This is a genomic window from Emcibacter sp. SYSU 3D8 (assembly GCF_039655875.1).
Lineage (GTDB): Bacteria > Pseudomonadota > Alphaproteobacteria > SMXS01 > SMXS01 > RI-34.
Genome location: NZ_JBBYXK010000003.1, coordinates 620,471 through 633,945 on the forward strand (window position 1 = coordinate 620,471; position 13,475 = coordinate 633,945).

12 protein-coding genes are annotated in these 13,475 nt (G+C 64.5%); 10 read left to right on the plus strand and 2 right to left on the minus strand.

Annotated elements, in window-relative coordinates; genetic code table 11:
* The first annotated feature begins 10 nt into the window (after window positions 1-10).
* The 8 genes from WJU21_RS13935 to clpA all read left to right on the plus strand — a co-directional run bounded on the left by WJU21_RS13935 (window position 11) and on the right by clpA (window position 9,116).
* A complete protein-coding gene (locus tag WJU21_RS13935) occupies window positions 11-715 on the plus strand; it encodes a VWA domain-containing protein (RefSeq protein ID WP_346324042.1) in 705 nt (234 codons plus the stop codon).
* Between the two features lie 88 nt (window positions 716-803).
* The gene (locus tag WJU21_RS13940) at window positions 804-1,484 is read left to right on the plus strand and encodes a DnaJ domain-containing protein (protein WP_346324043.1); all 681 of its coding nucleotides are present in this window, start codon (window positions 804-806) and stop codon (window positions 1,482-1,484) included.
* A gap of 129 nt (window positions 1,485-1,613) precedes the next feature.
* Entirely contained in the window at window positions 1,614-2,486 is an 873-nt protein-coding gene (galU, locus tag WJU21_RS13945; protein WP_346324044.1) for a UTP--glucose-1-phosphate uridylyltransferase GalU, read from the plus strand.
* A 15-nt stretch (window positions 2,487-2,501) separates the two neighbouring features.
* Window positions 2,502-3,827, plus strand: coding sequence for a UDP-glucose/GDP-mannose dehydrogenase family protein (locus WJU21_RS13950; RefSeq protein WP_346324045.1), 1,326 nt, complete (start codon window positions 2,502-2,504; stop codon window positions 3,825-3,827).
* On the plus strand, window positions 3,824-5,203 hold the full coding sequence (locus tag WJU21_RS13955) for a phosphomannomutase/phosphoglucomutase (protein ID WP_346324046.1): 1,380 nt from the start codon (window positions 3,824-3,826) through the stop codon (window positions 5,201-5,203). The genes WJU21_RS13950 and WJU21_RS13955 overlap by 4 nt, the downstream gene beginning before the upstream one ends.
* A gap of 271 nt (window positions 5,204-5,474) precedes the next feature.
* Window positions 5,475-6,263 carry a phasin family protein gene (locus tag WJU21_RS13960; RefSeq protein WP_346324047.1) on the plus strand — a complete coding sequence of 263 codons (789 nt, stop codon included), beginning with the start codon at window positions 5,475-5,477 and terminating at the stop codon, window positions 6,261-6,263.
* Between the two features lie 198 nt (window positions 6,264-6,461).
* Window positions 6,462-6,788 carry an ATP-dependent Clp protease adapter ClpS gene (clpS, locus tag WJU21_RS13965; protein WP_346324048.1) on the plus strand — a complete coding sequence of 109 codons (327 nt, stop codon included), beginning with the start codon at window positions 6,462-6,464 and terminating at the stop codon, window positions 6,786-6,788.
* Window positions 6,789-6,803: 15 nt separating this feature from the next.
* Window positions 6,804-9,116 (plus strand): ATP-dependent Clp protease ATP-binding subunit ClpA, encoded by a 2,313-nt coding sequence (gene clpA / locus WJU21_RS13970; RefSeq protein ID WP_346324049.1) that lies wholly within the window; start codon window positions 6,804-6,806, stop codon window positions 9,114-9,116.
* A 114-nt stretch (window positions 9,117-9,230) separates the two neighbouring features.
* Here the strand turns inward: clpA and WJU21_RS13975 are convergent, their stop codons facing one another.
* Window positions 9,231-10,406, minus strand: coding sequence for a GNAT family N-acetyltransferase (locus WJU21_RS13975; protein ID WP_346324050.1), 1,176 nt, complete (start codon window positions 10,404-10,406; stop codon window positions 9,231-9,233).
* Window positions 10,407-10,416: 10 nt separating this feature from the next.
* Window positions 10,417-10,884: a RidA family protein gene (locus WJU21_RS13980; RefSeq protein ID WP_346324051.1), complete on the minus strand. Its 468-nt coding sequence runs from the start codon at window positions 10,882-10,884 to the stop codon at window positions 10,417-10,419.
* Window positions 10,885-10,995: 111 nt separating this feature from the next.
* On the opposite strand from WJU21_RS13980, the gene WJU21_RS13985 reads away from it, so the two are divergent.
* Together WJU21_RS13985 and WJU21_RS13990 are read left to right on the plus strand one after the other, a co-directional pair.
* On the plus strand, window positions 10,996-11,403 hold the full coding sequence (locus WJU21_RS13985; protein ID WP_346324052.1) for an MAPEG family protein: 408 nt from the start codon (window positions 10,996-10,998) through the stop codon (window positions 11,401-11,403).
* Between the two features lie 318 nt (window positions 11,404-11,721).
* Window positions 11,722-13,475: DUF6600 domain-containing protein (locus WJU21_RS13990; RefSeq protein ID WP_346324053.1), on the plus strand; the 1,754-nt coding region annotated here is incomplete at its 3' end.

Below are 13,475 nucleotides of genomic sequence, written 5' to 3' on the forward strand. Positions count from 1 at the left end.
ATACTCAAGCATGGCGGGCAAGACACCAAAAATTGTGGGCGGACCGGGCGAGGTCGACGCCTTCCTGCGCAAGCTGTCGCTGACGCCGGCGCCCGCCTCCGGCAAGCGGGGGCGTTTGATCTTCGCCCTCGATGCGACCATGAGCCGACAGCCCACCTGGGACCGGGCCTGCCACATCCAGGCTGACATGTTCCGCGAGGCCGATGCGGTCGGCGGGCTCGATATCAAGCTGGTGTTCTTCAGGGGATACCGCGAATGCAAGGCCAGCCCCTGGTATGGCCAGTCGGCGCCCCTGACCCGCGCCATGACGTCGATCCAGTGCCAGGGCGGCTATACGCAGATTGCCCGGGTGCTGAAGCGGGCGTCAAAGGAAGCGCGCGAAGCCAAGGTGAACGCGCTGGTCTATGTGGGCGACAGTTGCGAGGAAGAAATCGACGCGGTCTGCGCGGCCGCAGGTGAACTGGCGCTGTCCGGCGTGCCCGCATTCATGTTCCAGGAAGGCGGCGATCCCTATGCCCAGTCGGTGTTCCGCGAGGTCGCGCGGTTGACCGGCGGCGCGTGGTGCCCGTTTGATGGCGACAGCGCCGGGCAGCTCCGCGAGTTGCTCAGCGCCGTGGCCATCTTCGCCGCCGGCGGGCGCAAGGCGCTTTCGGATTATGGCAATCGCCAGGGCGGCGAGGTGCTCCGGCTGGCGAAACTGGTGGCCGGCGGGTGAACGGCATCTGGCGGCGTGACGCTCGCTATGGCCTGCGCCGCCAAGCTGGGCCATGATGGCTGCCGAACCGACGATATAGGGAAACCTGGTGCCTTTGATTTTCTTTGGGGCGATTGTTCTCGTCCTGCTTGTGCTGCTGGTGAATTGGGCCGCCCGTGCCGACCGTGCCACGGTCCGCCGCGTGGCGCGGTATTTCGGGGCGTTCCTGGTTGGCGTCGCGGCGCTGTTCCTGATCGCTCGCGGCCTGACAGGCGTCGCCCTTGCATTGCTGGCGCTGGCCGGCACGCTGGCGTCGCGCAAGCGCCTCGCATTTCTGGGCGGCGGCAAGAAGGCGCCGCAGCAGCAATCCCAGGTTGAAACCAGCTTTCTGCGCGTCACCCTCGACCACGACACCGGCGACCTTGCGGGCGTCATCCTGGCCGGACGCTTCGCCGGCCAGCGGCTTGACGAGCTGGGCCGGGAAGATTTCAGCACGCTCTATGACGAGCTTCTGCGCGACGATCCGGAAGGCGCGCGGCTGCTCGATGCCTATCTGGCGCGCGCCTATCCGGGCGAATGGCGGCAGGAGCCGGGGCCCGGCCCCGCCGGCGACGGCCCGATGACGCGCGACGAGGCGTTCGAGATTCTGGGCATTGCGCCGGACGCCACGGCCACGGAAATCCGGGACGCGCACCACCGGCTGATGAAGAAGTTCCATCCGGACCAAGGCGGTTCGACCTACTTCGCCACCCGCCTCAATGAAGCCAGGGACCTGCTGCTGAAAACCTGATCCGATCCGGGGCAGGGCCAGGCCCGGTTTGCACTGCAACACACTTTCGCCAAGGTTCGCACATATACAGCCGCGGCGCTCCGGCATAGACTTACAGCACTGAAATCCCTTCCAATAAACGCCGAGATCATGAACAGACCCGTACGAAAAGCCGTATTCCCCGTTGGCGGCCTGGGGACGCGATTCCTGCCCGCCACCAAGGCCATGCCCAAGGAAATGCTGCCGGTGGTGGACAAGCCCCTGATCCAGTACGCGGTCGAGGAGGCGCAGGCCGCCGGCATCGAGGAATTCATCTTCGTTACCGGCCGCGGCAAGTCGGCCATCGAGAACCATTTCGACCGCTCGGTCGAGCTTGAGGCGCTGCTTGCCGAGAAGGCGAAGGGCGATGTGCTCAAGGAACTGCTCGGTTCCGTCCCGGAGCCGGGTCAGGTGTCCTATACGCGGCAGATGGACCCGCTGGGTCTGGGCCATGCGGTGTGGTGTGCGCGATACCTCGTGGGTGACGAGCCCTTTGCCGTGCTGCTCGCCGACGACCTGATCAAGGCCGATACGTCATGCCTGAAGCAGATGGTTGACGCCCAGGCTGAAACCGGCGGCAACATGATCGCGCTGATGGATGTGCCGCACGACCATACGTCGCGCTATGGCATCATTGCGCCGGGAACGGTCAACGGGCGACTCACCGAAGTGACCGGGCTGGTCGAGAAGCCCAAGCCCGCCGAGGCGCCGTCCACCCAGGCCGTCGTCGGCCGCTACATCCTGCAGCCCGAGGTCTTCAAGCATCTTGCCGGCCAGCAGAAAGGCGCCGGCGGCGAAATCCAGTTGACCGACGCGCTGGCCCGGATGATCGGCGGCGCGCCGTTCCATGGCTACAGGTTCGAGGGCACCCGCTTCGACTGCGGCGACAAGGTCGGCTTCTTCGAGGCCAACCTGGCGTTCGCGCTCGAGCGGGAGGACCTGCGCGATGGCGTTATTGCGTTTATCAAGAAGTTGGGCCTCTAGCACCAGGACAGGTGAATGCGCATTACAATGATCGGAAGCGGGTATGTGGGCCTCGTTTCCGGAGCATGCTTTTCTGAATTTGGCCACGATGTGGTCTGCGTCGACAAGGATCCCGCGAAGATCGGGGCGCTGGAAAGCGGCAAGATGCCGATCTACGAGCCGGGTCTCGATGACCTCGTTGCCCGCAACGTGGCGGCCGGCCGGCTGACCTTTACCACGGACCTTGCCTCGGCCGTTCCTGGATCCGACGCGGTCTTCATCGCGGTCGGCACGCCGTCGCGGCGCGGCGACGGTCACGCGGACCTGACCTATGTGTTCGCCGCCGCCCGCGAGGTGGCCGACGCGCTCGAGGATCACGTCATCATCGTCACCAAGTCCACCGTGCCGGTGGGGACGGGGGCGCGGGTCCGCCAGGTGGTGGGCGACCGGCTGCGGGAAATCGGCTCGACGGTCACATTCGATGTGGCCTCGAATCCCGAATTTCTGCGCGAAGGTTCGGCCATCGACGATTTCATGCGCCCCAACCGGGTGGTCTGTGGAATCGAGAATGACGCCGCCCGTGGGGTGATGCAGCGGCTCTACCGGCCGCTGTCGCTGCGCGAGACGCCCATGTTGTTCACGTCGATCGAGACCGCCGAGTTGATCAAGTACGCCGCCAACGCCTTTCTCGCCACCAAGATCACCTTCATCAACGAGATGGCCGATCTGTGCGAGCGGGTCGGCGCGGACGTGCAGGACCTGGCCCACGGCATCGGCCTCGATCATCGGATCGGCGGCAAGTTCCTGCATCCCGGTCCCGGCTATGGCGGCAGCTGCTTTCCCAAGGACACCCGGGCGCTGCTGGCGACAGCCGAGGAAGCCGATGTGGCGCTGGGTATTGTCCATGCGGCGGTCAGCGCCAATGACCGGCGCAAGCACGTCATGGCCGATCGCATCGTCGCCGCCTGCGGCGGAACCGTCACGGGCAAGACAATCGCGGTGCTGGGCCTGACGTTCAAGCCGAACACCGACGACATGCGCGACAGCCCCAGCCTCGATATCGTGCCCGCCCTGCAGCGGGCCGGCGCGACGATCCGGGCCTACGATCCCGAGGGAATGACGGAAGCGGGCAAGCTGCTGGAGGACGTTGTCTTCTGCGCCGATGCCTACGACGCCATGGACGGCGCGGACGGCGTGGTGATCATCACCGAATGGAACCAGTTCCGCGCGCTCGACCTTGAACGCGCGCGCGGTCTGCTGAAACAGGCGGTGCTGGTCGACCTGCGCAACATCTATCAGCCCGAGGAACTGGACGGGACAGGTTTCGTCTATCACTCCATCGGCCGGGGAGCCGCGAGATGACCGCCCATATGTTCCATCCCACCGTGCTGCGCGAATACGACATTCGCGGCATTGTCGGCAAGACGCTGTCCGAGGCCGATGCCTATGCCGTCGGCCGTGGCTTCGGCACGCTGGTTCGCCGCAATGGCGGCAGATCCGTGTGCACAGGCTATGACGGCCGGGTCAGCTCGCCGGCGCTCGAGGCGGCTCTGGTCGAGGGCCTCAAGGCATGCGGCCTGCGGGTGCTGCGCATCGGCCTTGGCCCCACGCCCATGCTGTATTTCTCGGTCTATCACAACGACGCCGATGGCGGCGTCATGCTGACCGGCTCCCACAATCCGCCCGACTACAACGGCTTCAAGATGATGATCGGCAAGAAGCCGTTTTTCGGCGAGCAGATCCTGCATCTGGGCCGGATCGCCGCCGCCGCCGACTATGAATCCGGCAGCGGTTCGGCGGAGGACGCGCCGGTGTTCGACGCCTATATCGATCGGCTGCTGCGCGACTGGACCGGCGGCACGCTCAATGCCGCCTGGGACACCGGCAATGGCGCCGCCGGCCCGGTGGTCGAGGCGCTCACCAAGCGTATCGGCGGCCGTCAGGTGGTGATCAACGCCGAGGTGGACGGCACCTTCCCGAACCATCACCCCGACCCGACCGATCCGGAAACCCTGCATCAATTGCGCGCCGCCACGCTGGACAACGGCCTCGACCTGGGACTCGGATTCGACGGCGACGGCGACCGTATCGGTGCGCTCGACGGCAAGGGCAACATCATCTGGGGCGACCAGTTGCTGGCGCTGCTGGCCCGCGATGTGCTGCGCGACGTGCCCGGCGCCACCATTGTCGCCGACGTGAAGTCCAGCCAGGTGCTGTTCGACGATGTGGCAAACCATGGCGGCAAGCCGCTGATGTGGCGCACCGGCCATTCGCTGATCAAGCAGAAGATGGCCGAGACCGGCGCGCCATTGGCCGGCGAGATGAGCGGCCACATCTTCTTCGCCCACAAATGGTATGGCTTCGACGACGCGATCTATGCCGCGGTGCGCCTGCTCGGCGCCATCGCCGCCTCGGGCAAGACCCTGGACGAGCTTCGCGCCAGCCTGCCCAGCATGATGAACACGCCCGAGCTGCGGTTTCCCTGCGCCGAGGACCGCAAGTTTGCCGTGCCCGGCGAAATCCGGGCCCGTCTTGCCGGCTCCGGCGACGACGTCAACGACATCGACGGCGTGCGGGTCACCAACAGTGACGGCTGGTGGCTGCTGCGCGCCTCCAATACCCAGGACGTACTGGTCGCGCGCTGCGAATCCGCGACCGGGGAGGGGCTCGCTCGTCTGAAGGAGCAACTGGTCGCGCAACTCCGGCAGAGCGGTATCATGCCGCCGGATTCTCTTTAGGTTTCACCGCGCTAACCTCAACCGGCGACCCTGGCAGGCGTGGCGGTCATCCGCCTCGCCACCAGATCTGCGTCCAGGGCGGTGTCCAAGATATTGTCGTGAAGCGGTTTTACGGCCGCACCGCAACATTGTGTGCTGCAGTGCACAAATTATTCCTTGACGCTCCCGGCCATGCTGCCCATACTCTGGTTACGTTGCGCTGCAATAAACCTCTCCCCAACTACCCTCCCGGCGGCGCTGCGAGTGACTTGGTTACTGAAGAGGAAGCAAAATGGCCACGACCCGCACCACCAGATCGAAGCCTGCGACCAAGACGGCAACCGCGGTTTCCCCTACCGCGAAGGCAGCCGCCAAGCCGGCCTCGAGGGCGGCCAAGCCCCGGGCGAAGACGGTGAAGCCGGCTCCCGCGGAGCCGGTTGCCCCGGTCGCGGCCACTCCGGCGGCAGCGACGGCGTCTCCCCCCACCGTCGAACCGGTCGCCGATCGTGTCGAAGCGACGGCAACTGAGGCGCCCCCGACCGCGGACGCCGCCGCCGAACTTTCACAATCCGCCGAGCTTGCGGCGTCGGCCGTCAAGGACACGGCGGTCAAGGCCGTCAAGGTCGGCAAGTCGGCCGCCGAGAAGGCCGTCAAGGCCGGCTCCGGCAAGATCACCAAGACCATCGGGCAAGCAGTCGCAACCAGCAAAGAGAAGTACGGAACAGCCATGCAGAACATCAGCGACATCTCCGCCATCGGGCGGGAAAACATGGACGCCGTCGTTAGCGCCGGCACTGTGTTCGCCAAGGGCATCGAAGCGGTCAACGCCGAGATCGCCGCCATCTCCAAGCGCAACGTTGAAGACAGCGTCGCCGCCGTGAAGGCGCTTGCCGCCGCCAAGAGCCCGAAGGAATATTTCGAGCTTCAGACCGACATGATGAAGACCTCGTGGGACCACATGGTCGCCGACACCACCAAGATCGGCGAGATGCTGGGCGAATATTCCAAGGACGCCATGGCGCCGATACAGAGCCGGCTGAGCGCGGCCATGGAAAAGCTTTCCAAACCCCTCGCCCTCTAGGGCGGCGGAGCAGTCAGATGGAAAAAAGGCCCGGTGCAGACGATGTACCGGGCCTTTTTCGTTGGAGCATCCCCCGGCGGCGCCCAAATAAAATCGCCTTTGAAACCGACCGTAATTCCCTATTTAATAGGCCCGTCGCCCGCTGCGCTCCGCAGCCCCGAACCCGGCGCGGCGACACCATGAGCGGATACGGTCTGAATGAGCAACGAGAACGAAGACGGAAACGGGGGCACCGGCACCGGCGTGGTCACCAAAACCAAGCCCAAGACCAAGAAGCCGTCCCTCTACAAGGTCCTGCTGCTGAACGATGATTACACGCCGATGGAATTCGTCGTGCACGTGCTGGAGCGTTTTTTCAATAAGAACCGCGAAGAAGCGACCCATATCATGTTGATGGTGCATCAGAAGGGTATCGGCGTCTGCGGCGTGTTCACGTTCGAAGTGGCTGAAACCAAGGTGACCCAGGTCATCGACTACGCGCGGCGGCACGAACATCCGCTGCAGTGCACTCTCGAAAAAGAGTAGAAAGAGGAACAGACCGTGCCAGCCATTTCGCAGAATCTCGAAAAGACGCTTCACGGTGCTCTGGCCCTGGCCAATGAGCATCACCACGAGTACGCGACCCTCGAGCACCTTCTGTTCAAACTGACCGAAGACCCGGACGCCATCGCCGTGATGCGCGCCTGCAGCGTCGATCTCGACAAGCTGCGCCAGACCATTCTCGACTATTTCGAGCGTGAGCTCGCCGGTATCCGTGTCTCCGAGAAGATGGACGCCAAGCCGACCGCCGGCTTCCAGCGGGCGATCCAGCGCGCCATCATTCATGTGCAGAGTTCGGGCCGCGAGGAAGTGACCGGCGCCAATGTGCTGGTCGCCATCTATTCCGAGCGAGAATCCCATGCCGCGTTCTTCCTGCAGGAGCAGGACATGACCCGGCTCGATGCGGTGAACTACATCTCGCATGGCATCGCCAAGGCGGCCACGCGCACCGAGACGCGCATCCCGCGCGGTGCCGAGGAAGAGCCTGAGCCCACGTCGGCCAAAGGCGGCGAGGCGCTGTCGACCTATTGCGTCGATCTCAACAAGAAGGCCCGCGATGGCAAGATCGACCCGCTGATCGGCCGCCACGCCGAGGTCGAGCGGGTCATCCAGATCCTGTGCCGCCGGCAGAAGAACAATCCGCTGCTGGTCGGCGACCCCGGCGTCGGCAAGACCGCCATCGCCGAGGGCCTGGCGCGCCAGATCATCCGGCAGGAAGTGCCGGAGATCCTGCGCGACGCCACCATCTTCGCGCTCGACATGGGCGCCCTGCTCGCCGGCACCCGCTATCGCGGTGACTTCGAGGAGCGGCTCAAGGCCGTGGTGAAGGAGGTCGAGGAACACGACAACGCGATCCTGTTCATCGACGAAATCCATACCGTGATCGGCGCCGGCGCCACCAGCGGCGGCGCCATGGACGCCTCCAACCTGCTGAAGCCTGCGCTTCAGTCGGGCGGCCTGCGCTGCATCGGCTCGACCACCTACAAGGAATTCCGCTCGTATTTCGAGAAGGACCGGGCCCTGCTGCGCCGGTTCCAGAAGATCGACGTCAACGAGCCGTCGGTGGAAGACGCCATCAAGATCATGAAGGGCCTGAAGCCCTATTTCGAGGAACATCACAAGGTCCGCTACACCAACGACGCCATCAAGACGGCGGTGGAGCTGGCGGCCAAGTACATCAACGACCGCAAGCTGCCGGACAAGGCCATCGACGTCATCGACGAGGTCGGCGCGGCGCAGATGCTGGTGCCGGAAAGCCGCCGCCGCAAGACCATCGGCGTACGCGAGGTCGAGGAAATCGTCGCCAAGATCGCCCGCATTCCCGCGAAGTCCGTATCGCGCGACGACCGGGCGGCGCTGGCCAATCTGACCGGTGACCTGAAGCAGGTTGTCTATGGCCAGGATGCGGCCATCTCGGCGCTGTCGTCGGCCATCAAGCTGGCCCGTGCCGGCCTGCGCGAGCCCGAAAAGCCGATCGGCTCCTACCTGTTCTCGGGCCCGACCGGCGTCGGCAAGACCGAGGTGGCGCGACAGCTGGCGACCATCATGGGTATCGAACTGATCCGCTTCGACATGTCCGAATACATGGAACGCCATTCGGTCTCGCGGCTGATCGGCGCACCGCCGGGCTATGTGGGCTTCGACCAGGGCGGCCTGCTGACCGACGCGGTCGACCAGCACCCGCATTGCGTGCTGCTGCTCGACGAGATCGAGAAAGCCCATCCGGACGTGTTCAACGTGCTGCTCCAGATCATGGATCACGGCAAGCTGACAGACCATTCGGGCAAGTCGGTCGACTTCCGCAATGCCATCCTGATCATGACCACCAACGCCGGCGCGGCCGAGCTCAGCCAGTCCTCCATCGGCTTCGGCCGCGGCACCAAGGACGATGCCGATGATGAGGCGATCAAGAAGATGTTCACGCCCGAGTTCCGTAACCGCCTCGACGCGACCATCGCCTTCGGTCATCTGAGCCCGGAAGTCGTCAGCCGCGTGGTGGAGAAGTTCATCATGCAGCTCGAGGCCCAGCTTACCGACCGTCACGTGACCTTCGAGCTTACCTCGGCGGCCATCGAGTGGCTGGTGACCAAGGGCTACGACCGGCTGTACGGCGCGCGCCCCATGGGCCGCATCATCCAGGAATACATCAAGAAGCCGTTGGCCGACGAACTGCTGTTCGGCAAGCTGGCCAAGGGCGGTCACGTCAAGGTGAAGGTGAAGAACGACGCGCTCGATTTCGCCATCACCCCGCTGACCGCCACGCCGCGCCCGAACACGAAAAAGGAAAAGGACGAGCCCGTCCTGGCCGATTGAGCGTCAGGCGAGTGAAAACAGCAAAGGGCCGGTGGAAACACCGGCCCTTTTTGCTGTGCGTCAAATTTACTCCTCGGAATAGGACAGGGTGAAGCGCGTTGTCTCGCTCCCCACCTATTCGTCCCCTTGCGCGTCCCCGCCCACCTTCTTGAACGGGCCGTGGGCCGCCAGCACTTCCTGGTCGGATTCCACATAGGCGCCTTCCTCCTTGAGGAACCGGGCGACGGCCGCGCGGAAACCCGGGTCGGCGATCCAGTGGGCGGAATAGGTGAATTGGGGCAGATAGCCGCGCGCCAGCTTGTGCTGGCCCTGCGCGCCGGCCTCCACGCGGTTCAGCCCGTGGCTGATGGCAAAGTCGATGGCCTGGTAATAGCAGGCCTCGAAATGCAGGCAGGGATGGTCCTCGATGCAGCCCCAGTTGCGGCCGTACAGCGCGTCGCTTCCCAGCAGGTTGATGGCGCCTGCGACGTAGCGCCCGGCGCGCTTGCACAGCACCAGCACGACCTTCTCGGGCATGCGCTCGCCGAGCAGCGAGAAGAACGTCCGGTTCAGATAGGGCTGGCCCCATTTGCGCGAGGAAGTATCCACATAGAATCCGTAGAACGCGTCCCAGTGATGCTCCTTCAGGTCGCTGCCGGTCAGCACCTCGATGTCGATGCCGGGCGCCACCGCCTGGGCCCGTTCCTTGCGGATGTTCTTGCGCTTGCGCGAGCTCAGCGCCGCCAGGAAGTCGTCGAAGCCGGCATAGCCGTCGTTGCGCCAGATGAACTGCTGGTCCTTGCGCAGGAGCAGGCCGGCCGCGCCCATTTCGGTCCATTGCTCGAAGGTGGGAAAGGTGATGTGCAGCGACGACACCCCCATCTGGTCGGCAGCCTGTACGCAGGCATTGAGCAACAGACCGCGGGTGTCCGCGTCCGGCGCCAGCAGGCGCGGGCCGGTCACCGGCGAGAACGGCACCGATACCTGCAGCTTGGGGTAATAGTCGCCGCCCGCGCGCTCCCAGGCATGCGCCCAGCTGTGGTCGAACACATATTCGCCCTGGGAATGGGACTTCAGGTACATGGGCACGCAGCCGGCCAGCGCCCCGCCGCCCGGTCCGCCGCCGTCCGTCTCGATGACGATATGGGTCGGTTGCCAGCCGGTGCCGGCGCCCACGCAGCCGCTGTCCTCCAGCGCCGACAGGAAGGCATAGGAAACGAATGGATTCTCCGGGCCGGCGCAGGCGTCCCAGTCCTGTGCACGAACGGCGGACAGCGACGGGATTGCGGTGGCGGTGACGGCGGCACTCATGGCGACAGGCTCACGTGAACGCTGCCACCGCGTCCACCTCGACGGCCATGCCCAGCGGCAGGGCGTTCGCGCCCAGCGCCGCGCGGGCGTGGCGGCCGGCGTCGCCGAACACGTCGACCATCAACTCCGATGCGCCGTTGACCACCTGCGGCTGTTGGGTAAAGCCGTCGGTGCAATTGACGAAGCCGGTCAGCTTGACGATCCGGGTGATGCGGTCCAGGTCGCCATCCAGCGCCGCGCTCAGCTGCGCCAGGATGTTCAGGCCGCACACCCGCGCGGCCTGGTGACCCTGTTCGACGGTCAGGTCGAAACCCACCTTGCCGGTATAGCGCACGCCGCTCGCCACCGCCGAGACCTGGCCCGACACGAAAATCAGCCCGCCGGTCACCACGAACGGTACATAGGCCGCCACCGGTTTGGGCGCCTCGGCCAGTTCGATGCCCAGTTCCTGTAGCCGCGCCGCGATCTGTCCGCTCATGAAGGTCTCCTGCCTGTTCCGGTGCCCGAGTGTAGCAGAGCGTATGCCCGTTCCAAGCAGGCCGCATTCACGGCTATGCTGCGCCGGGGTGAATCGCGGGGAGACGGTTTGATGACACCGACATTGATGGCCATTCTGGGCTTTGCCATGTGGACGCTGCTGCTCAGCGTCACCATCGCCATGACCCGCACTGTCCTGGTGATGCGGGGCAGGAAGGCAGCCAACGAGTTCTCGCCCACCGGCGAGGACGTCGGCGGCTTCTCCCGCCGCCTCGCACGGGCCCACGCCAATTGCTACGAGAACCTGCCGATCGTCATCGGCGTGCTGCTGGTCGCCATCCTGGCAGGCAACAGCGCCATGGCCGACCGCTATGCCCTATGGATCCTCTATGCCCGCATCTTCCAGTCGGCTGTGCACATGGCCTCGACCAGCATCCCGGCGGTCTATCTGCGCTTCATGTTCTACGGCGCGCAGATCGTGCTGCTGACCCTCATCGCGGTGAAGTCGTTCGGCGGGTAAGGACGGCGGGCTGGGCTCGGCCGACCTGGGGTACCAGGGAAGTCGGGATCAGCCGTTAAGCCGATATTCATAACGGGAGTGTATCGTCAGGACGAATGCAAGCTGGGCGACAGGGAACCGCTGCCCGCAGTGAACGTTCGCACTGACGGGCCTGTGGTATCTGACGGCCATTGCTGAAGATTTGGTTTGAATCGCTCACAGCTTTATCGAGCGATAGGCGCTTCTCGAGATCGAGCATGATCACGCCATCCCATACCGTTGATCGATCCAGCACGTACGTCCGCGCTGGAAACTGACGAACCAACTCTGGAGAATACCATGAGTCAGAAGTCGCTCATCGCCGCCGCGTTCGTGGCCGGCGCAATGCTTTTGCCGGGCGCCGCCATCGGGGCAACTGCGTACATCGCTGAATCCACGGCACTGCGCGCCGGACCCGACGACGATTACCCGGTCGTTCGCAGCGTTCGCGAGGGACGCATCGTCAACGTCTATGGGTGCCTGGCTGACTGGAGCTTCTGTGATGTCAGCGTACGCTCTGAGCGGGGATGGATCGATGCCGAAGATCTGCTGGTCGATTATCGGGATCGGCGCAGACTTCTTGCCGATGTGGGGCCCTATGCGGGGATCGGCCAGGTTTCGTTCAGGTTCGGCAGCTATTGGGACAGCTATTATCGCGGGCTGCCATTCTATATGGAGCGCGGGCGCTGGGAGCGCTATCATCGCGAACATGGCCAGGACAACGCGGCGGTCGGCTTTGACAGCTTTCATCGCGCATTGGCTCCCTATGGGGATTGGGTCTACAGCGATCGCTGGGGCCCCGTGTGGATCCCGCGCGACGTCGACCGCGACTTCCACCCCTATGCCACCAATGGCCGCTGGGTCAGCACCAGGGAGTATGGATTCACCTGGGTGTCGTATGACGACTGGGGCGATATCCCGTTCCACTATGGCCGCTGGGTCAATGATCCCTATGACGGCTGGCTGTGGATTCCCGGTTATGTGTGGAGCCCGGGCTGGGTGATCTGGCGCTCGAATGATCGGTACATTGGCTGGATGCCCATGCCTCCCGACGAAGAATTCATCCGTGGCGATTTCCGCAATGAGGGCCGTCAGGGATCGCTCAGCATCGGTATCCACATAGATCTTCGTAATACTCGTGACTATTACGGCTACAGGCAGTGGTATGGAAACGCCTATAATGAAAACCTGTTTTCCGCGAACTGGGTATTCATCAGCCCGAATCGGATAGTCGATCGAGATTACCGGCGGTATGCCGTCGAAAGCCGGCCCGCGGTTGTCAATATTCTGAACAACACGACCAACATCACCAATTATAAGGTCGTAAACAATTACGTTGTAAACGCGAGCATTGATGTCGCCAAGGTCGAGCGCTCGACAGGCAAGCGTATAGAATACGTAAACAGGAGCGAAATAACCAAGAAGCCTGACCTGATTACGAAGGTGGAGGCGGGACGGGAAACGCAAACGCGCGTCCGCCAGCGCGTTCCGCAAGGTGCCGGGCTTCAGAACAGTGCGCCGAAACCGTCAGCCGAGGTCGTCAAGGGCCTCTCGACGCAATTCGAGCCCCGCAAAGGCAGGGTGGAGCCGTCAGGCAAGAACGCACACCGTCTCTACACGCGCGAAACCGTCCGCAATGCACCCTTACCGCCCCAGGTCAAAAGGCCGTCAACCCCGGACCGCGCCAAACCCGGTGCGGGAGTGTCCGATACGCCTGCGGGTGATACAGCCGAGGAACGGCGTGCGCGGACGCGCCCTGATCAGGCGCGGCCCGGTGCGGTCAAGCCGCCCGGTACAAAGCCGGATGCTGCCAGCGAGGAGCGGCGCTCTCGGGCACGCCCCGAGGCATCGCGGCCGGGTGTGACCCCGCCGCCCGATAGCGCGCCGGCTGATGCCGCCGAGGAGCGGCGTTCGCGGGCACGTCCCGAGGCAGCGCAGTCCGGTACGTCCCGGCAGCCCGATAGCGCGCCGGCTGATGCCGCCGAGGAGCGGCGTTCGCGGGCACGTCCCGAGGCAGCGCAGTCCGGTACGTCCCGGCAGCCCGATAGCGCGCC